Source organism: Halomonas sp. YLB-10, assembly GCF_003856855.1.
GTDB lineage: Bacteria > Pseudomonadota > Gammaproteobacteria > Pseudomonadales > Halomonadaceae > Halomonas > Halomonas litopenaei.
The window spans coordinates 1-20,516 of the sequence record NZ_RRCU01000010.1 but is presented as its reverse complement, the minus strand read 5'-3'; the positions used below and the strand labels follow the sequence as shown (position 1 = coordinate 20,516).

The window sequence follows — 20,516 nt, the reverse complement described above, 5'->3', positions numbered from 1 at the left end:
TGATGCCACGCTGCCGCTCGAGGGCGTCACGAAGACGGTTTCCTCGGCGGTTGGCGTCGGCACCAAGTCGCGGACGGGATTGAGCGATGAACCGTCCTGTCCAGATGACGGAGCGATTTGATGCCTATGGTCAATAAGCCATAGTCAGGCGGATGGGAAAACGAGCAGAGAGATAGGGGAAGCGCTAAAGATTAGAAGTTAAGAATATAATAACATCGACATGAACAATGTCTTACGAATAACGCTTGTTCGTGCAGGTGCGAGAAAGGCGGGAGGAGACGAGCAGTCTTTGGCGAGAACGAGTGAGTGCGGCAGGCGCGCGGCATGGCGAGGCTCGACGTCCGGTCGTCGCTATGCTGCGGGCGTCAAGCTCTGAAGAAGGGGCGTTCAACGCCCCTGGGTGTCATCGCCGTTATCGCCGTCAGCATCGTCGCCTTGGCGGCTTTCGGTGATGAACTTGTCACGATGGTCACCGCAGCAGAACCACTCGCCCTTTTCGCGCAGGGCGTCCTGCTCGGGCAGGTGTACCTTGCACCAGGTGCAGCGGACCATTTTGCCACCCTCATGGGAGGTGGGGCCTTGATCCTGCTGCTCAAACTTCCACTCGCGGTACATGCGATAAAGCTTGAGCCCGGCAAAGAACACCACGGCGAAGATCAGAAGGCGGATTATCAAGAGGTTCATCCTTACTCCACACGGATTGGAGGCGGCCTTTGCCTGTTGGCGGCCCTTGCGGGACAATGGGGGCTGATCCCCCCGATTCTCGAGAGATTTCTCCGCTCATGCAAGACCTGACTCTGGTGATGGCGCAGCTCGACCCCTTGGTCGGCGACATCCCCGGCAACGCCGACCGGGCCATCGAGACCGTACGCGAGGCTTTCCTCGAGCACGGTGCCGACGTGGTTGTTCTGCCGGAACTGTTCTTGACCGGGTATCCGCCCGAGGACCTGTTGCTGAGGCCGTCGATGGAGACCCGCCTGCGCGAGGCGCGTACCCGCATGGCGGAAAAGATGGTCCGTGACGTCATGGTCATCGTGGGCTATCCCGGCCGTCGCGAGGGCGCGCTGCACAACATGGCCGGCGTGCTCTACAACGGCCAGTGGCTGGATGAGTATGCCAAGCAGGCCCTGCCCAATTATCAGGTATTCGATGAGCAGCGCTACTTCCAGCCCGGAGACACGCCGCTGGTCGTGGAACACAAGGGCGCCAGGCTCGGGATTCTGATCTGCGAGGATATCTGGCAGGAAGCGCCGGTCCGCCAGGCTCGCGACGCCGGTGCCGATATCCTGGTCACCCTCAATGCCTCGCCCTACCACCAGAACAAGCCGGCCGAGCGGCTCGAGCTTCTCGAGCAGCGTGCCAGTGACGTCGGCCTGCCGCTGGTCTATGTCAATCAGATTGGCGGTCAGGATGAGCTGGTGTTCGACGGTGGCTCCTGCTGTGTCGACGCCGAAGGCAAGCTGGCGGTGCAGGCGCCGCACTGGGATATCTGGCTGAGCCCGGTGCACTTCGTCGAGGAGCAGGGCAAGTGGACCCCGCGCCAGGGCGAGGTGGATCTGGACGTGGCGCCGGAGGAAGACCTCTACAGCGCTCTGGTCACCGGTCTGCGTGACTACGTCAACAAGAGTGGGTTCAAGGGCGTGGTGCTGGGGCTGTCTGGCGGCATCGATTCGGCCCTGTCGCTGGCCATCGCGGTGGATGCACTCGGTCCCCAGCGGGTCCATGCGGTGATGATGCCGTATCACTACACCGCCGACATTTCCAAGGAAGACGCCGCCGAGCAGGCCCGTCTGCTTGGAGTCAGTTATGAAGTGATGCCGATCGCGCCCATGGTTGAAGCCTTCATGGACACCCTGGCCGAGAGCTTCGAGGGTACCGAGCGCGATACCACCGAGGAGAATCTCCAGTCGCGTTGTCGCGGTGTGCTGCTGATGGCGCTGTCCAACAAGAAGGGCCTGATGGTCCTGACCACCGGCAACAAGAGCGAGATGGCGGTGGGCTACGCCACCCTCTACGGTGACATGGTCGGTGGTTACAACGCCATCAAGGACGTCTACAAGACCTGGGTGTATCGCCTGGCGCGCTGGCGCAACACCGAGAACCTGGTGATCCCGGAGCGTGTCATCGAGCGTCCGCCCTCGGCGGAACTGGCGCCGGACCAGCAGGACAGCGACTCGCTGCCGGACTATGACGCCCTGGACGCCATTCTGGTGCGCTACATCGAAGGCGACATGAGCGCCGAGGCGATCATCGAGGCGGGCTTCAGCGCCGAGGACGTCTACAAGGTGGTCAAGCTGGTGGACCGCTGCGAGTACAAGCGCCGCCAGGCACCGGTAGGCGTGCGCGTGACCCAGCGCGGCTTCGGCCGTGACCGTCGTTATCCAATCGTCAATGGATGGCAACCGGGCCTCTGACGAGACCTGCTTCTTTCCTCTTGTCGGTACCCCACCCGTCGGGCCAGATCGGCTCGGCGGGTGGCGATGTTATGCCCACCCTTCGCTGTTTGCGACGTCACTTCCCGTCGTTGGTCATGATTTCCCGGGCCGGGATTTCTCTTGCGCTCGCTAAAGCCCCGCGACCATTAGATGGTATTTGCTTTGATGCGTACGCCATTTTTACATGGTGATCGACGTCACTTTGCATATTCGTCGGAAGAGATGATTTAAGCCTTCATGACTGAAGCGCCAATAGGCATCGTAAAGGTAATGGAGAAGAGTGCGGTGCGAGGTGTAGGCGATATCGCAGTTCTTGCTGAACTAGTATGGTTGTTTTCAGGGGGATAGGCGCAAATTTATTCCTTACCATTGTTTTTAATGGGTTTTTTGAAATCATATATGCCTAATTAAATTAATTTGTAATAGTGGTTTCTGGGTGTGTTTAGACCAATGTCCCGGTAAATAAAGCGCGACATTTCAATGTTGGGGCGACGCGATGGTGCTAAGGTTTTTTAGAACAGGAACCTATAACGCCGGCAGAGGGAGCGCGAATGATGACGTCCTTTCGAGTTAAAACCGTTTGTGCGCTGGTGATGGGGGGTGGGGCGGTGTTTGCCCAGCATGGCGTGGCTGCCGAGTTGACCATTGCCACGGTGGATAACCGGGACATGCTGCGGATGCGAGAGCTGAGCGAGGACTTTGTCGCGGGGAATTCCGATATTCAGCTCAATTGGGTGACGTTGGACGAGAGTACGCTGCGCCAGCAGGTCACCACCGATATCGCCACCTCCGGGGGGCGCTTCGACATCGTTACCATCGGCACCTACGAAGCCCCCATCTGGGCGGAGCGTGGCTGGCTCGTACCCATCGCCGACATGCCTGGCGACTACCAGCCCGAGGATCTGCTGCCCACCGTGCGCCAGGCGCTGTCCTATCAGGATGTTCTCTACGCGGCTCCCTTCTATGCGGAGTCCGCCTTCACCATGTACCGCACGGACCTGTTCGAGGATGCGGGCCTGAGCATGCCCAAGTCGCCGAGCTGGGACTTCCTTGAACAGGCGGCAGAAAAGCTCTCGGACTCCGATGAACACTACGGCATCTGCCTGCGGGGCAAGCCGGGGTGGGGCGAGAACATGGCCCTGTTGACCGCCATGGCCAACGCCTTCGGCGGTCGCTGGTTCGATGAAGAGTGGCAGCCACAGCTTGAGGGAGGTGGCTGGCGCGATGCGCTGGACCTCTATCTGACCTTGTTGGGAGAGTACGGCCCGCCGAATCCGGAAGACAACGGCTACAACGAGAATCTCGCGCTGTTTCAGCAGGGCAAGTGCGGCATCTGGGTAGATGCCACCGTGGCCGCATCCGCGGTGACCGATCCCGAGGCCTCCGAGGTCGCCGATCGCGTGGGATTCGCTCTGGCGCCTGATAACGGACTGGACAAGCGCAGCAATTGGCTGTGGGCCTGGGCGCTCGCAATTCCCTCCAGTTCCGAGCAGAGCGAGGCGGCCAAGCGCTTTGTCGCCTGGGCCACCTCCCGGGGCTATCAGGAACTGGTGGCCGAGCGAGAGGGCTGGTTCCAGGTGCCGCCGGGGACCCGTGCTTCGCTTTACGACAATCCGAGTTACCGCGAGGCCGCGCCCTACAGTGAGCTGGTGCTGGAATCGTTGAGGAGCGCCAATCCGGATGACCCGACGGTACAGGCGGTGCCCTATCGAGGCGTTCAGTACGTGGCGATCCCCGCTTTTCAGGGTATCGGTACGGCGGTGGGTAACCGCTTCGCCAAGGCGTTGGCCGGAGACATCTCCGCCGAGGAAGCCATCGAAGATGCTCAGTGGGTCACCGAGAAGGTGACCGAGCAGGCACGCTTTGCTCAGCAGTAGTGGCGATCGGCTCCTCGAAGGAAGCCGGCGGAACGGGTGAGCCCGCAGGTGCGACGTTCACCCGCAAGCGAGATGAGTGACACACAAGGAGGCGCCCATGGCGACATCCGGATTTGACCCGCAGCAATCTCTAGACAGCGTCGACGATGAACAGCTGCCGGTTCCGCCCCACAAGCAGCACGGTGCCAAGCACTTTCTCGGACTGTATGCCGCAGAGCACGTGGCCGCGACCGAGTTCGTGATCGGTGCCACCTTCGTCGGCCTCGGTGCCGGCATCTGGGACATTCTGATCGGTCTGGTCATCGGCAACACCCTGGCGATACTGAGTTTCACCCTGATCACCGCACCGATCGCCGTCGGCACCCGGCTCAGTCTTTTCGCCTACCTGGAACGCATCGCCGGCAACGTCATGGCGAAGCTCTACAACGGCGCCAATGTGGTGATCTTTGCTGCCATCTCGGCGGCCATGATCACGGTCTCTGCCACCGCGGTGCGGGTGCTTTTCGATGTGCCACCTCAGGTGGCGCCCTATCCCACCGACATGGCCTTCGTCATCATCGCCTTTGCCGTAGGGGCCATCGTGGTGCTGGTCGCGGCCTTCGGCTTCAACGCCCTGAGCGAGTTCGCCAGCATCTGTGCACCCTGGCTGATGGTGATGTTCACCGCCGGCGGCATGGTATTGATACCGGCGCTGTCGGAGTCGGTGACCGGTTTTACCACCTTGACGAGTTTTTCGGATTTCGTCGCCATCGCCAGTGCCAGCGTATTCACCGGCATCAACGCCGATGGCGAACCGGGGATCGGGCTGTGGGAGGTCATTGGCTTCGCCTGGGCCGCCAATACCTTCGCCCACTTCGGACTGATCGACATGGCGCTTCTGCGCTATGCCCGCAAGAAGCGCTACGCCCTGGCCACCAGTACCGGCATGATGTTCGGCCACTACGTTGCCTGGATCTCGGCGGGCCTGATGGGGGCGGCCACCGCCGCCACCATGAAGCTCAGTATCCTGGTGGTCGACCCCGGCGATGTGGCGTTCTACGCGTTGGGAATGTCCGGCTTCGTGATCGTGATCGTGGCCGGCTGGACCACGGCGAATTCCAACCTGTACCGCGCCGGTCTGGCCGCCCAGGCGCTGATGCCCGAGGTCAAGCGCTGGAAGGTGACCATGCTGGTGGGGCTCGGGGTGATGGGCGCGAGCTGTTTCCCCTTCGTCTACCGCAGCATGTTGCCACTGCTGACTTACGCTGGCCTGATCCTGGTGCCGGTGGGCGGCATCGCCTTTGCTGAGTACCAGCTGTTCCCGCGGCTCGGCATGACCCGCTACTGGGCCAACTTCAAGGGCCTTGCCGACAACCGGCCGGCGATCGCTAGCTGGGGTATCTCGCTGATCTTCGGTTTTGGGCTCAATGTCCTCGACGTGATGCCGTTCTACTACCTGTTCCTGCCGACCTGGTTTGTATCGATCCTGGTCTACGTGGTGCTGGCGCGAAGGGCCGGTGCCTGTGAGGCCTATCCAGAGAAGGAAAAGGCCCAGCAGGAGTTCAACGAGCGGGTGGTCGAACATCACCGGCGCAAGGCGGCGGAAAAGTACCGCGAAGGCGTGGAGGACAAGACACTGCTATCCAAGGGCATCAAGGTGATGTGGGGGATCGTTGGACTGGGTGTGCCAGCGGTGCTGGCCTGGCGGGTGATGTTTGAAAGCCCCGACCTGTATCAGTACTACGTCAATCGTGAGCTGTTCTACGACATCACCATCTGGTGCACGGTTATCTACTTCGTCTTCGCCTACTGGGGCCTGCAGCGCTCCAAGCAGTTCAAGCGTCGGGAGCCCGAGGGCACACCGTCCCAGGCATCGACAGGTTGAGTAGAAGCAGAAAATAGCCGGAGCCTGGCCTGCGGTGGACGCCAAGGGCAGCCACAGGCCAGCGACGGCGGAAGGACGGTGGATCGCAGCCCTGGAGCGTCAAGATGGGAGCTGGACGAAGAGAAAGGAAACGAAGCGAAGCGCAGAGCGAATGAAAGCAAGCGCCGCAACAAGAAGGGGCCGCCCATGGGCGGCCCCTTCTCCTTTCTTTGGCCTGCCGGCAACCTCACGGCACCGCCTGCCTTGCGGTCGTTCAGGCGCTCAGTGGGGCGCCGTCGACGTACTTGGGTTCGAAGCGACGACCGTTGAGGCGCTCGTTGTCCGGGTCGTTCTCGATCAGCACCTGCAGCGTCTCGCTGGCGCGATCACGCAGGCCCATGCCGAGGTAGCCTTCGACCATCACCGCCAGGGCGTCGCGGGTAGCCTCGGCCTGGGGGTAGTTCTCCAACACCCAGCGACCCCGCTGCACGGCGGCCATGTAGGCCTTCTTGCGCAGGTAGAAGTCGGCCACATGCAGCTCTTGCTGGGCCAGCAGGTTGCGCAGGTAGATGATGCGCTGTTGCGCGTCCGGGGCGTACGGACTGTCCGGATAGCGGGTGATCAGGTCGGTAAAGTCGGTGTAGGCGTCTCGGGTAGCGCCGAGGTCCCGCTCCGAGATATCGATGACCTTGAGCGACTCCAGGCTGAAACGACCGGCCTGCCAGGCGGCCAGCCCGCGCATGTAGTAGGCGTAGTCGACCTGCGCATGGTTGGGGTGCAGGCGAATGAAGCGGCTGGCGGCGGCCCGGGCGGCTTCCCAGTCATCCATCTCGTAGTAGGTATAGATGAGTTCGAGCTGGGCCTGTTCGGCGTAGTCGCCGAAGGGGAAGCGGGTGTCGATGGCTTCCAGGCGGTTCATGGCCGTGGTAAAGCTGCCGTTCTCCAGGGCCTGGCGACCTTCCTGGTAGAGCTGGCGTTCGGTGGCGCCGTCGTAGCGCTCTTCCTCGACGTCGTTGCTGGCGCAGCCGCCGAGTACCGCGCCCATCAACACCAGGGCGCCCAGGCGAGCGGCGGAAGTAGTGAAAACGCGCATCTTGGTCCTCGTGTCAAACAACCCGGGTCGGCCGTGGTAGAATCGGCCGCGATCCGCCCACTATAAAGCACCTTGCCTGGAAACGCAGTCTTCCTGCTGCGGGCCACGTGTTTTGTGCGCGAGTTGCCATCAATCTTCGATCCCCACAGAGAAGTGTTCCGAACCATGTCACAGACCCTCGACGTCCACAGTCGCATTCCCCTCGACATGGCAGGCTATCGCCTGGACCAGGCCGCAGCGGAATTGTTTGCCGACTATTCCCGGGAGCGGTTGAAGGGTTGGATCAAGGACGGTTCCCTGACCCTGGATGGGGCTGCGGCCAAGCCCAAGGACAAGGTCCACGGCGGTGAAAGGCTGGTGCTCAAGGCCCTCATCGAGGATGACACTCGCTTCGAGGCGCAGGATATTCCGCTTGAGGTGGTGTTCGAGGACGACCAGGTACTGGTGGTCAACAAGCCGCCGGGGCTGGTGGTTCACCCCGCTGCGGGCAACCCCGACGGGACCCTGCTCAATGCCTTGCTGCACCACTTTCCCGACGCCGCCACCTTGCCTCGTGCCGGTATCGTGCATCGCCTCGACAAGGACACCAGCGGGCTGATGGTGGTGGCCAAGTCCCTGGCCGCCCACGCTGACCTGGTGGCGCAGCTGCAGGCGCGTAGCGTGTCGCGGGAGTATGACGCCATCGTGGTGGGCAAGATGACCTCTGGCGGCACCGTGGATGCGCCGATCGGCCGGCATCCCAAGGACCGCAAGCGCCAGGCGGTTACCGCCTCGGGCAAGCCGGCGGTGACCCACTATCGGGTGGTGGAACGCTTTCGTGCCCATACCCACGTTCGCTGCAAGCTGGAGACCGGCCGCACTCACCAGATTCGCGTGCACATGGCGCACCGGCGCTTTCCATTGATCGGCGACCCGGTTTACGGTGGGCGACTCAAGCTGCCGCCCGGAGCGGAGCAGACGCTCAAGGAGATCCTGCGCGAGTTTCCGCGCCAGGCGCTGCACGCGCGTCGACTGGCCTTCGTCCACCCGAGTCGCGGTGAGGAGGTCAGCTTCCAGGCGCCGCTGCCGGATGACCTGCTGATGCTGCTGGACTTCCTGCGTGACGATGCGGAGACCATGCAATGATCGATGCCCTCGACCTGCGCCCCAGCGTGATCGTGCCCGACTGGCCTGCTCCGGCCAATGTCGGTGCCTTCGTCACCACCCGCGAGACCGGCCCCAGCCAGGGACCCTACGCCGCCTTCAACCCGGCCAGTCACGTCGGCGACAAGCCGGAACATGTGGAGCTTTGTCGGCGCCAGTTGAGCAAGGAACTGGGCGATGAGCTTCCGCTGCTGTGGCTCGATCAGGTCCACGGCGCCAGCGTCCAGCATGGCTTCAGCGACACCATACCCAAGGCCGATGCCTCGGTGGCGACCACCCGTGACTACGCCTGCGTGATACTGACGGCGGACTGTCTGCCGGTGTTCTTCTGTGATCGTGGCGGAGAGCGCGTGGCGCTGGCCCATGCTGGCTGGCGCAGCCTGGCCGGTGGCGTACTGGAGGCTACCGTGGCCTCCCTGGGCACTGCGCCTGGGGAACTGATGGCCTGGTTGGGGCCGGCGATCTCCAACGCTCAGTTCGAGGTCGGACCCGAGGTGCGTGAGGCCTTCTGCGGCGTGCACCCCGAGGCGGCCAGCGCCTTTGAACCGAGCCCCTATCGCCTGGGGCACTATATGGCGGACCTTTACAAGCTGGCGCGTCTGCGGCTTGAACGTCTTGGCGTCTCCCACGTCAGCGGCGGACACTTCTGCACCGCCTGTGAATCACGCTTCTATTCCCATCGTCGTGACGACGGCGTCACCGGGCGCATGGCCAGCGTGATCTGGCTGCGATAGAACGGACCGACGTCGCACTTTTCCCGAGACTCCCCTCTAGACGTGAAACTGCTTCACTAGACTTGAAACGTCCCTAAAGCACCGCCATATCTCTGTCAAGTCACATTGACAGGGTCAAGCGGTGCGTCCGAACGCATCGCCATCCCGAAAGGAGATATCGATGCGTTTTGACAAGTTTACCGCCAAGCTGCAGCAGGCTATCGCCGACGCCCAGTCCCTCGCCGTGGGGCGCGGGCACAATCAGATGGAACCTGCGCACCTGCTGCTGGCGCTGCTCGACAACCGCGACACCGGCGTCAAGGCGCTGGTACAGAAGGCGGGGGGCGACGCCGGTCGGCTACGTGACGCCCTGGCGGGCCAGATCGACGATCTGCCCCAGGTCGCCCAGTTCGACGGCGAAGTGCAGCCGTCCCGGGATCTGATCAAGCTGTTCAACCTCACCGATGCCGAGGCCCAGAAGCGTGGCGATCAATACATCGCCAGTGAACTGGTACTGCTGGCGGCAATCGCCATGAAGCATGCCGTGGCTAAGGCGTTGACCCAGGCTGGCCTTGCGCGCAAGTCGCTGGAGGGCGCCATCGATAGCGTGCGCGGTGGCCAGAAGGTGGATGACGCCAACGCCGAGGACAGCCGCGAGGCGCTGGAGAAGTACACCCTGGATCTGACCCAGCGGGCCGCCGACGGCAAGCTGGATCCGGTGATCGGGCGTGACGACGAGATCCGTCGCACCATCCAGGTGCTGCAGAGGCGCACCAAGAACAACCCGGTGCTGATCGGCGAGCCTGGCGTCGGCAAGACCGCCATCGTCGAGGGGCTGGCCAGCCGCATCATCAACGGCGAGGTGCCCGAGGGGCTCAAGGACAAGCGCGTGCTGTCGCTGGACATGGGCTCGCTGCTGGCCGGGGCCAAGTTTCGCGGCGAATTCGAGGAGCGCCTGAAGGCGGTGCTCAACGAGCTGTCCCAGGAAGAAGGGCGGGTCATCCTGTTCATCGATGAATTGCACACCATGGTCGGTGCGGGCAAGGCCGAGGGCGCCATGGACGCCGGCAACATGCTCAAGCCGGCGCTGGCCCGGGGTGAGCTGCACTGTGTCGGTGCCACCACCCTGGACGAGTACCGCAAGTACATCGAGAAGGATGCGGCGCTGGAGCGGCGTTTCCAGAAGGTGCAGGTGGACGAGCCCAGCGAGGAAGACACGGTGGCGATCCTGCGTGGCCTCAAGGAGCGCTACGAGGTGCACCACGGCGTCGACATTACCGACGGCGCGATCATCGCGGCGGCCAAGCTGTCGACGCGCTACATCACCGATCGTCAGCTGCCGGACAAGGCCATCGACCTGATCGACGAGGCGTCGTCGCGCATTCGCATGGAGCTCGACTCCAAGCCGGAGGAAATGGACCGTCTGGATCGTCGCCTGATCCAGTTGAAGATGGAGCGCGAGCACCTCAAGAAGGAAACCGACGAGGCCTCGCGCAAGCGCCTCGATACCCTTGAGGAACAGATCGGCGAGCTCGAGCGCGAGTACGCCGACCTGGACGAAATCTGGAAGGCCGAGAAGGCCAGCATCCAGGGCGCGGCCCAGTTCAAGGACGAGCTAGACCGGGCGCGGGTCGACCTGGAGCAGGCTCGCCGCCAGGGTGACCTCGGGCGGATGTCGGAACTGCAGTACGGGGTGATTCCGGAGCTCGAGAAGAAGATTGCCGAGAGCGGCGATGCCGAGGCGGACACCCGTCACCACAAGCTTTTGCGCTCCAACGTCACCGAGGAGGAAATCGCCGAGGTGGTGTCACGCTGGACCGGCATTCCGGTGGCCAAGATGCTCGAGGGCGAGCGCGACAAGCTCCTGCGTATGGAGGAGGCCCTGCACCAGCGGGTCATCGGTCAGGACGAGGCGGTCACCGCCGTGGCCAACGCGGTGCGGCGCTCCCGCGCGGGCTTGGCCGACCCCAACCGGCCCAACGGCTCCTTCCTGTTTCTCGGCCCGACCGGGGTGGGCAAGACCGAACTGTGCAAGTCGCTGGCCAACTTCCTGTTCGACACCGAGGAAGCTATGGTGCGCATCGACATGTCCGAGTTCATGGAGAAGCACTCGGTGGCGCGGTTGATCGGCGCGCCTCCCGGCTATGTCGGCTATGAAGAAGGCGGCTACCTGACCGAAGCGGTGCGCCGCAAACCCTATTCGGTGCTGCTGCTCGACGAGGTGGAGAAGGCCCACCCGGACGTCTTCAACATCCTGCTCCAGGTGCTGGAGGATGGTCGCCTGACCGACGGCCAGGGGCGCACGGTGGATTTCCGCAACACCGTCATCGTGATGACCTCCAACCTGGCGTCCGACATCATCCAGCAGTTCGGTGGTGACGACGCCGACTACGACAGCATGCGTCAGACGGTGATGGAGGTGGTCGGAAGCCACTTCCGGCCTGAGTTGATCAACCGCATCGATGAAGTGGTGGTGTTCCACGCCCTCGGCCAGGGTCAGATCCAGGCGATCGCCGGCATACAGCTTGAACGTCTGCGCGCGCGGTTGGCAGAACACGATCTCGGGCTCACGGTCTCCGACGAGGCGTTGGCACTGTTGGCGGTGGTCGGCTTCGACCCGGTCTATGGCGCTCGTCCGCTCAAGCGCGCCCTGCAGAGCCGGATCGAGAACCCGCTGGCACAGGACCTGCTGGCCGGCAAGTTCAGCGCTGGCGACGTGATCCGCGTGGTCGCCGACGATGGTCAGTTACGTTTCGACCGCTGACCACGGGTCGATCACGCAAGAAGGCCCCTTCATCAAGGAGGGGCCTGATGCCTTCGGCTGGCATTCGTGCATGATGGGTAATTCGAATACCCATTCTCAAGCAAATGGTTAATCGGTCGCTATACTGAAGGTCAGGTTGCGTCCTGTGACCCCCTTGCCCGCCCGGTTCCCCACCCGGCGGGCTTTTTCGTGGTTTTCTTCAAGGCTTGGGCTCTGCCCGAAAGGGCAACGAGCGCGGGCTTATTCTTGCCAAGCCCTAGCGCGTCGCCCGGGCGCCGGACAGGTGCACGCGTCGCAGGCGTACGTTGTCGCCCACCAGGTGCTTTTGCAGTTCCTCGAGACTGACGTTCTTGGTCTCTGGCATCAGGAATATCACGAACACCAGTTGCAGCAGCATCATTACCGCGAAGAAGGCGAACACCGGCCCGCCGCTGAAGGTGCCCAGCACCCAGGGCATGACCAGGGTGATCAGCGCAGCGAAGACCCAGTGGATCGAGGCACCGAAGGATTGGCCGCGGGCACGCACGTGGTTGGGGAAGACCTCGGAGATGAACACCCAGATGACCGCACCCTGACTGATGGCATGGGCAGCGATGAACAGTCCCAGCAGCAGCGGGACTTCGAGTCCGCCCAGGGCGTCGGCGAAGAAGGCGCGAGAGATCAGCACCAGCGACACTAGATAGCCGGCCGAGCCGATGAACAGCAGGGTACGGCGGCCGAAGCGGTCGATCAGCGACATCCCGATCATGGTGAAGACCAGGTTGACCAGACCAATGCCGGCGGTGGACAGAAGCGCTGCCTGGCTACCGAGTTCGGCGGCTTCGAGCACCCGGGGGGCATAATAGATGATGAAGTTGATGCCCGAGAGCTGGTTGAAGAAGGCGATCAGGAAGGCCAGCAGAATCGGCAGACGATAGCGACGCGAGAAGAAGGGGGCCTTGGCGGACGCTTCGTCGGTTTCGGCGGCGCGAATGGCGTTGATCTCGGCGTCGACATCGGCATCAGGGTTGATCTGGCGAAGTACCTGGCCGGCTTCCTCGATAGCGTTCTTCTTGAGGATGAGCCAGCGCGGACTGCGCGGGACACGGGTGATCATCAGGGTGTAGATCAGTGCAGGGATGGCCTCGATACCCAGCATCCAGCGCCAGGCGTCGTCGCTCATCAGGCTGCCGATCACATAGTTGGAGACGAATGCCATGAGGATGCCGAAGACGATATTGAACTGGTACATGGCGACCAGAAAGCCGCGATGGCGCGGCGGGGCGATCTCGGAGATATAGGTGGGGGCCGCCACCGACGAGATGCCGACGCCGATGCCGCCGATCAGGCGGAAGAAGGCGAACAGCCAGGGGTCGGACACCACCGCCGAGCCCACCGCGGAGACCAGGTACAGTACACCGATCATCAGCAGGGTGGCGCGCCTTCCCAGCGCATCGGTGGGCCAGTTGCCGAAGATGGCACCGATCACGGTGCCCCAAAGGGCCATGGACATGATCAGCAGGCCATGCTGCAGGTCGCTGAGACCCCACAGCGCCTGGGTGGGCTTGTCGGCCCCGGAGATGACCGCGGTGTCGAAGCCGAACAGGAATCCTGCCAGCGCCACGGTGATGGACCATTGCACGATGCGAGACATGTAGTGCTACCTCCTGTGAAAGGGGGGCGTTGTTGTGGTTGTCGAAAAGACCTTGTGGTTGTCTAGAGAAATCCTTGGATGAATCGATTCTCTCTCGAGGCGTCAGCGATCCAGATGGCAAGTGTCAGCGACCCGATTTGAAAGCGTCGGCGAGTCGTTCGCTGATCGTCAGCGGTGCCGATCAGACCCGGGGCGGGGCAGAGAGAAACTCTCCTGCCGTCATGCTCCGACTGTCGTGGCGACTTTCCGCCGCACCCTCTCCATCGGTGTCTGGTAAAGTAAGTGAATCGTGTCACCTGGCGTCATTACAGCAGCGTCATGGCCAGATTTCGAGGAAACGGCGTTAGACATTGGTCTTGCTGCACCCGCGAAAAGAGGCCTTTCAGAGTGCTCTGACCGAGCGCGATGGGAACGGCGGTTGACAGTCACAGAGCGCTATTGGAATCTTGAGGGTTCCTGACTGCGGGCGCGGCACGATGGGTGACCCCCAACGCCGCGTGAAGGGTAGGCCAATGGGCCTCTACCCGCCGAAGGACTACCAGGTTCGGGTTAACCGCCCCGCCTGGCCAACGCCCCGACGCGGTGACCCGCCGTGATGAGAGTGCAGGCCCCAACCGGGCCGACGGACGCCAGGGTTTGGCATCAGGTGCCGGTGCGCCGGCAGCAGCATACCGCTGCACTCGACTTCGTACCCACGACAGGTGCGAATCGCACTCGAGACCTCCAGGGGAGATACATCTGTGGAATTGCTTTCAGGCGCGGACATGATCGCCCGCTTCCTCCAGGATGAGGGCGTGGAATACATCTACGGCTATCCGGGCGGCGCCGCACTACACATCTACGATGCCTTGTTCCGTCAGGACAAGGTCAAGCACATCCTGGTTCGCCACGAGCAGGCCGCGACCCACGCCGCCGACGGCTATGCCCGGGCATCCGGCAAGCCCGGGGTGGTACTGGTCACCTCGGGTCCGGGGGCCACCAATGCGGTGACCGGCATCGCCACTGCCTATATGGACTCGATCCCGATGGTCGTGCTCTGTGGTCAGGTGATGAGCCATCTGATCGGTGACGATGCCTTCCAGGAGACCGATATCGTCGGTGTCACCCGGCCAATCGTGAAGCACAGCTTCTCGATCAAGCACCCGAGCGAGATTCCCGAGGTGCTCAAGAAGGCCTTCTATCTCGCCGCCACCGGGCGTCCCGGTCCGGTGCTGGTGGATATACCCAAGGACATGACGGCGCCCACCGAGCGCTACGAGTACGTCTATCCGAAGAAGGTCAAGATCCGCTCGTACAACCCGGTCAGTCGCGGCCATACCGGACAGATCAAGAAGGCCGTCGAGCTGATGCTCAAGGCCCGTCGTCCGGTGTTCTACACCGGTGGTGGCGTGGTCCAGGGGCGTGCTTGCGAGGGTCTGACCGATCTGGTCAAGCAGCTCGGTTTTCCGATCACCACCACCTTGATGGGCATCGGGGCTTATCCCCAGAGCGACGATCAGTGCCTGGGCTGGCTCGGCATGCACGGCTCCTATGAGTCCAACATGGCGATGCATCACGCCGACCTGGTGATCGCCATCGGCGCGCGTTTCGACGATCGTGTGACCAACAATACCTCGAAGTTCTGCCCCACGGCCAAGATCATCCACGTGGATATCGACCCCAGCTCGGTGTCCAAGACGGTGCGCGCAGACGTGCCCATCGTTGGACCTGCGGCCAGCGTGATCAACGAAATGATCAGCCTGGTGCAGGGCCATGAGATCGCCAATCCCGACGCGCTCAAGGACTGGTGGAAGACCATCGACGAGTGGCGCGACGAGCGCAAGGGCAAGCTCTACGAGCCGTCCAGGCCCGGCGAGGTGCTCAAGCCGCAGGAGGTGATCGAGGCCATCTGCCGGGTGACTCGTGGCGAGGCGTACGTCACGACCGACGTGGGTCAGCACCAGATGTTCGCAGCCCAGTACTACAAGTTCGACAAGCCTAACCGGCTGATCACCTCCGGTGGACTCGGCACCATGGGCTTCGGTTTTCCCGCGGCCATGGGCGTCAAGCAGAACTTCCCCGATGAGGAGGTCGTCTGCGTGACCGGCGAAGGCAGCTTCCAGATGATGATGCAGGAACTCTCCACCTGTAAGCAGTTCGGTGGTGGGGTCAAGATCATCAATCTCAACAACGGCTCGCTGGGCATGGTGCGCCAGTGGCAGGACCTCAACTACAAGTCCCGCCATGCTCACTCCTACATGGAGTCGCTGCCGGACTTCCAGATGCTGATCGAGGCCTACGGTTTCACCGCGCTCAGGGTCGAGAAGAAAGAGGATCTGGAAGAGGCGCTGGCGCGTACCTTCGCCGACACCCATGAGCTGGTGTTCCTCGACGTCGCGGTGGACCCGCACGAGCACGTCTATCCGATGCAGGTGCCTCTGGGCTCCATGCGTGACATGCTGCTTTCCAAGACGGAGCGGACCTGATGCGACATATCATCTCGATTCTGATGGAAAACGAACCGGGTGCGCTGTCGCGGGTCGTGGGGCTGTTCTCCCAGCGCAACTTCAACATCGAAACCCTCAACGTGGCGCCCACCGATGACCCGACCCTGTCGCGTCTGACCGTGACCACCGTCGGTGACGACCGGGTGATCGAGCAGATCACCAAGCACCTCAACAAGCTGATCGACGTGGTCAAGCTGGTGGATCTCACCGAAGGCAACCATATCGAGCGTGAGTTGATGCTGGTGAAGGTCAAGGCGCTGGGCGCTGCCCGCGATGAGGTCAAGCGCACGGTAGACATCTTCCGTGCCCAGATCGTCGACGTCACCCCGAGTCTGTACACCGTGCAGATCACTGGCGATGCCGAGAAGCTCGACGCCTTCCTGCAGGCGATGGGCCCCGTGGGCATTCTCGAAGTAGCGCGCACCGGCGTCTCGGGTATCGCCCGTGGTGACAAGGTGCTGAGCCTCTAGCAAACCGCTGGCCCTGGTGGGCAGCCGGTGAACCTGTTACGCCGCCTCTCGGGGCGGCGTTTTCGTGCCCGGCCTCAACGCTCCACGACTTCCTGCCACAGGGCATCGATCAACGGGCTCTTCAGGCGCCGCTCCAGCACACAGAGGCCCACGTCGTAGTGCGGCAGTTCCGGCTTGACCGGGAGTATTCTCACGCGTTCGGCCAGCGGGCTCGCCTCCAGCACGATGCGTGGCACCACACCGATGCCGAAGCCGAGTCCGACCATACTGACGATGGCTTCGTGGCCGGCTACCTGGGCGTAGATGGTCGGCGTCACGCCCAGCGCCTTGAACCAGGTGTCGGCCAGTTCCCGCGATAGCCCAGCCTCCGACAGGATCATTGGCACCCCTTGCCACTGTGTCTGGCTCGGGCTCATCGGCTGCTGTGGCACCCACGGTCGTTGCTCTTGTGGGGCGATGAACACCAGTGCCGAGCGGGTCAGCGACTTGAAGGCGAGACCATCGGGCAGGCGGCGCGGGCGTGAGGTAATGGCCATGTCTTCGTCGCCGGCCAGCACTCGCTGGATGGCTCGGGCTGGGTCGCCGGTGTGCAGCTTGAGCTCGATGGCGGGATAGCGCTGGCGGAAGTCGGCCAGCAGGCTGTAGAGAAAGCTGTAGCTCGCGGTCACCGAGCAGTAGATGCTGATTTCACCACTGAGGCGCTTGGCCTCGCTCTGCAACGACAGGCGGACCTGCTCCCACTCTTCCAGGGCTTCCTTGGCATAGCGCTGGAAGCGCTTTCCCTGGGGGGTCAGCACCACGTGGCGATTGTCACGGTTGAACAGCACCACGCCGAGCTGTTGTTCCAGTAGGCGAATGGAGCGGCTCAGGGTCGATGGGCTCACGTGGCAGGCCTCGCTGGCACGGCCGAAGTGCAGTGAATCGGCCAGCATCAGAAAGTGCTTCAGGGGGCGGAAGTCCATGGGGAGTCCTGATCTGTAATTGCATATTTTGGCACGTAGTATTGCAAATATAGCGTTTTACGCAATACGGGCTCTGGCGTAAGGTGGGATGCATCGACGGAGGGCGAGCCCTCTCGTCTGCCCAGCGCCGCACAAGACGGCGCGGGTGGCCATCAACGCTGAACGCAACACGACACAGACAAGATCTCTTCTATCGCCGAGCAGGCACTCGTTTTCAGGAGCACCAGATGCGCGTTTATTACGACAAGGACTGCGATCTTCAGCTGATCCAGAACAAGCAGGTCACCATCGTCGGTTACGGCTCCCAGGGCCACGCCCACGCCAACAACCTGAAGGAATCCGGCGTCAGCGTCACCGTCGCGCTTCGCCCGGGTTCTTCTTCCGCCGCCAAGGCGGAGGCCGCCGGCCTGAAGGTGGCCTCTGTGGCCGAGGCTTGCCAGTCCGCCGACGTCGTCATGGTGCTGGCGCCGGACGAGAACCAGAAGGCCATCTACGAGCAGGAAATCGAGCCGAACCTCAAGGAAGGCGCTACCCTGGCCTTCGCCCACGGCTTCAACATCCACTACAACCAGATCGAGCCGCGCAAGGATCTGGACGTGGTGATGATCGCCCCCAAGGCGCCGGGCCACACTGTGCGCTCCGAATTCGCCCGTGGCGGCGGTATTCCTGACCTGATCGCCATCCACCAGGATGCCACCGGCCAGGCCAAGGAACTCTGCCTGTCCTACGCCGCCGCCATCGGTGGTGGCCGCAGCGGCATCATCGAGACCACCTTCAAGGACGAGACCGAAACCGACCTGTTCGGTGAGCAGGCTGTCCTGTGTGGTGGCGCTGTCGAACTGGTCAAGGCCGGCTTCGAGACCCTGACAGAAGCGGGCTACGCCCCTGAAATGGCCTACTTCGAGTGTCTCCACGAGCTCAAGCTGATCGTTGACCTTATGTACGAAGGCGGCATCGCCAACATGAACTACTCCATCTCCAACAATGCGGAGTATGGCGAGTACGTGACCGGCCCTGAGGTCATCAACGACGAGTCGCGTGCCGCCATGCGCAACGCCCTCAAGCGTATCCAGACCGGCGAGTACGCCAAGATGTTCATCAACGAGGGCAACAGCAACTACCCCTCGATGACCGCACGTCGTCGCCTGAACGCCGAGCACGAGATCGAGCAGGTCGGTGAGAAGCTCCGTGGCATGATGCCCTGGATCGCCGCCAACCAGCTTGTCGACAAATCCAAGAACTGATGGGTTCCTGGTAACCCATCGTCGGGCTTGCCCGCCGATGGGGACAGAAACGGGGGAGGAGCACACTCAGTGCTCCTCCCCCGTTGCGTCATGGGTGAACGACTGAGTGGTCATGGTGCTGCCGCATGAATCCTGCGCTGTGCCTTGCGTTTGGCCCGCAGGTGCCCGAGGCTGGAGGTAGAGGACGGCTGCCGCGAGGTTGGCGGTAACGGCCGGCCGGTCGTGTAGAATGATCCCATACTCGAAGCCAATGGATGACAGAGATGAGCGAAGACGCAGGCAAGCGTGAGCAGGAACCACGAGAGCCCCAGGATGAAGATCTGGCCAGCGCCTTCATGCGGGAATCCGAAGTCGTGGAAGAAGCGGTCGAGGACGGCAAGAAGGTGCGACGGCGGGGGATCTACCTGTTGCCGAACCTGTTCACCACCTCGGCGCTGTTTTCGGGATTCTTCGCCGTTGTCGCCGCCCTCAATGGCGATTTCACCGCCGCTTCGGTGGCCATCTTCATCGCCATGGTGCTCGATGGCCTCGACGGCCGGGTAGCCAGGCTGACCAATACACAAAGCGAGTTTGGCGCCGAATATGACAGCCTTGCTGACATGATCTCCTTTGGCATGGCGCCGGGGCTTGTCGCCTTTACCTGGATCCTGCAGGACATCGGCAAGACCGGATGGGTGGTGGCGTTCCTGTACGTGGCCTGTGCGGCGCTTCGCCTGGCGCGGTTCAACGTGCAGATCGGCAGCGTCGACAAGAAGTGGTTCATCGGCTTGCCCAGCCCGTCGGCGGCGGCGCTGGTGGCGGCCAGTGTGTGGACGTTCCACAGCTTCGACGCCACCGCTCTTGGCTTCAAGCTGTTGATGCTGCTGGTGGTGGGGGCGGCTGGCATTTTGATGGTCAGCAACATTCGCTACTACAGCTTCAAGGATGTCGATCTCAAGGGGCCGGTGCCCTTTGTGGCCCTGCTGGCCATCGTGCTGGGATTTGTCGTGATCTCGATCGAGCCGTCGGTCATGCTGTTGCTGCTGTTCGGTACCTATGTGGCGTCCGGTCCGACGATGGCGCTGATGCGCAAGCTCAAGACCTAGCCCAGGATCATCTTGCGGTAACATTAGAGGCCGATGTGAGCAGCAAGCCCAACGCTTCGTTATACTGACGACCGACAGGAACGCCCGCCTAGCGCGGGCGTTCCTGTTCTTGTATGAGTGCCGAAAGCGCCTTCTGGGGCAGTCTGTGCATTCATCCACAGGGGGCTTCCATAGAGCGGTGTGGACAAGATGGTGCCGCTGTTGGATCGACACTGCTCGATGATCTGGCATTTTTTTACGAAAAGCGCTTGCCAAGGCCGGAGGTGATGCGTAAAGTACGCATCCGCTGCCGGCGACGAGCAAACGTCACAGGCGGTGAAGGGTGGTAAAGTGATTGTTTTGAAAAGGCTTTTTCAAGTCTTCGAAAAATTCTCCACTTGACGGGCAACGAGAAATCGGTAAAATGCTCGCCACTCGATCGGAGTCGCCAGGACGGTATCGCAGGATGCGTGTCAGGCTCGCTTCGCTTTCTCTTGGGTCCTGCAGGCATCGCTTGTACGGCGAAAAAGAAAGCCTTGACGAAACGCTTCGATTCTGTAGAATACGCCTTCCTCGCAGGGCGTTGTGACAAGGGCTCGGGTTAACGATTCGGGCTGCGGCGCAGCAAAGCGAGACGCTCTTTAAGCTCTCTATAGAGCCCAGAGCATGCTCTTTAATAATTTGATCAGGTAATTCATGTGGGCGCTTGCCGATGAGTCAGTGACACTGTCACTGAAATATCAAGGCAAGCGACTCGTCAAACGAGACGTTTGAACCTTGAGCCAAGTT

At 62.2% G+C, this 20,516-nt stretch carries 14 protein-coding genes; 10 read left to right on the top strand and 4 right to left on the bottom strand.

The genetic code is table 11. The features are described 5' to 3' along the window. Nucleotides 1-387 precede the first annotated feature (387 nt). Nucleotides 388-684: a PP0621 family protein gene (locus tag EBB56_RS19620; RefSeq protein WP_108133534.1), complete on the bottom strand. Its 297-nt coding sequence runs from the start codon at nucleotides 682-684 to the stop codon at nucleotides 388-390. Nucleotides 685-782: 98 nt separating this feature from the next. Here EBB56_RS19620 and EBB56_RS19615 point away from each other — a divergent pair, with 98 nt between their 5' ends. The 3 genes from EBB56_RS19615 (at nucleotide 783) to EBB56_RS19605 (ending at nucleotide 6,176) form a co-directional block, all read left to right on the top strand. Further along, a complete protein-coding gene (locus tag EBB56_RS19615) occupies nucleotides 783-2,414 on the top strand; it encodes an NAD+ synthase (protein ID WP_124805112.1) in 1,632 nt (543 codons plus the stop codon). A gap of 572 nt (nucleotides 2,415-2,986) precedes the next feature. Then, complete coding sequence (locus EBB56_RS19610; RefSeq protein WP_260425400.1) at nucleotides 2,987-4,312, top strand: sugar ABC transporter substrate-binding protein; 1,326 nt, start codon at nucleotides 2,987-2,989, stop codon at nucleotides 4,310-4,312. A 97-nt stretch (nucleotides 4,313-4,409) separates the two neighbouring features. Continuing rightward, complete coding sequence (locus tag EBB56_RS19605; protein WP_108133538.1) at nucleotides 4,410-6,176, top strand: cytosine permease; 1,767 nt, start codon at nucleotides 4,410-4,412, stop codon at nucleotides 6,174-6,176. A 253-nt stretch (nucleotides 6,177-6,429) separates the two neighbouring features. Here EBB56_RS19605 and EBB56_RS19600 read toward each other — a convergent pair whose 3' ends face one another. After that, the gene (locus EBB56_RS19600) at nucleotides 6,430-7,248 is read right to left on the bottom strand and encodes an outer membrane protein assembly factor BamD (protein ID WP_045994250.1); all 819 of its coding nucleotides are present in this window, start codon (nucleotides 7,246-7,248) and stop codon (nucleotides 6,430-6,432) included. A 165-nt stretch (nucleotides 7,249-7,413) separates the two neighbouring features. Here EBB56_RS19600 and rluD point away from each other — a divergent pair, with 165 nt between their 5' ends. The 3 genes from rluD to clpB all read left to right on the top strand — a co-directional run bounded on the left by rluD (nucleotide 7,414) and on the right by clpB (nucleotide 11,868). Beyond that, entirely contained in the window at nucleotides 7,414-8,373 is a 960-nt protein-coding gene (gene rluD, locus EBB56_RS19595) for a 23S rRNA pseudouridine(1911/1915/1917) synthase RluD (RefSeq protein WP_108133540.1), read from the top strand. Further along, on the top strand, nucleotides 8,370-9,125 hold the full coding sequence (gene pgeF, locus EBB56_RS19590; RefSeq protein ID WP_124805111.1) for a peptidoglycan editing factor PgeF: 756 nt from the start codon (nucleotides 8,370-8,372) through the stop codon (nucleotides 9,123-9,125). The genes rluD and pgeF overlap by 4 nt, the downstream gene beginning before the upstream one ends. A 160-nt stretch (nucleotides 9,126-9,285) precedes the next feature. Beyond that, the gene (gene clpB, locus EBB56_RS19585; RefSeq protein ID WP_124805110.1) at nucleotides 9,286-11,868 is read left to right on the top strand and encodes an ATP-dependent chaperone ClpB; all 2,583 of its coding nucleotides are present in this window, start codon (nucleotides 9,286-9,288) and stop codon (nucleotides 11,866-11,868) included. A gap of 256 nt (nucleotides 11,869-12,124) precedes the next feature. Here the strand turns inward: clpB and EBB56_RS19580 are convergent, their stop codons facing one another. Continuing rightward, nucleotides 12,125-13,501, bottom strand: a complete 1,377-nt coding sequence (locus EBB56_RS19580) for a sugar porter family MFS transporter (RefSeq protein WP_124805109.1) — start codon at nucleotides 13,499-13,501, stop codon at nucleotides 12,125-12,127. Between the two features lie 740 nt (nucleotides 13,502-14,241). Here EBB56_RS19580 and EBB56_RS19575 point away from each other — a divergent pair. Together EBB56_RS19575 and ilvN are read left to right on the top strand one after the other, a co-directional pair. Then, nucleotides 14,242-15,966 carry an acetolactate synthase 3 large subunit gene (locus tag EBB56_RS19575; RefSeq protein ID WP_045994255.1) on the top strand — a complete coding sequence of 575 codons (1,725 nt, stop codon included), beginning with the start codon at nucleotides 14,242-14,244 and terminating at the stop codon, nucleotides 15,964-15,966. Then, nucleotides 15,966-16,457: an acetolactate synthase small subunit gene (gene ilvN, locus EBB56_RS19570; protein ID WP_045994256.1), complete on the top strand. Its 492-nt coding sequence runs from the start codon at nucleotides 15,966-15,968 to the stop codon at nucleotides 16,455-16,457. Before EBB56_RS19575 ends, ilvN begins: the two co-directional genes overlap by 1 nt. Nucleotides 16,458-16,531: 74 nt before the next feature. Here the strand turns inward: ilvN and ilvY are convergent, their stop codons facing one another. Continuing rightward, a complete protein-coding gene (gene ilvY, locus EBB56_RS19565) occupies nucleotides 16,532-17,419 on the bottom strand; it encodes an HTH-type transcriptional activator IlvY (protein WP_124805108.1) in 888 nt (295 codons plus the stop codon). An 83-nt stretch (nucleotides 17,420-17,502) separates the two neighbouring features. Here ilvY and ilvC point away from each other — a divergent pair, with 83 nt between their 5' ends. Continuing rightward, nucleotides 17,503-18,663: a ketol-acid reductoisomerase gene (gene ilvC, locus EBB56_RS19560; RefSeq protein WP_260425399.1), complete on the top strand. Its 1,161-nt coding sequence runs from the start codon at nucleotides 17,503-17,505 to the stop codon at nucleotides 18,661-18,663. Nucleotides 18,664-18,926: 263 nt separating this feature from the next. Then, nucleotides 18,927-19,748, top strand: coding sequence for a CDP-diacylglycerol--serine O-phosphatidyltransferase (pssA, locus tag EBB56_RS19555; RefSeq protein WP_045994259.1), 822 nt, complete (start codon nucleotides 18,927-18,929; stop codon nucleotides 19,746-19,748). Nucleotides 19,749-20,516: the final 768 nt, after the last annotated feature.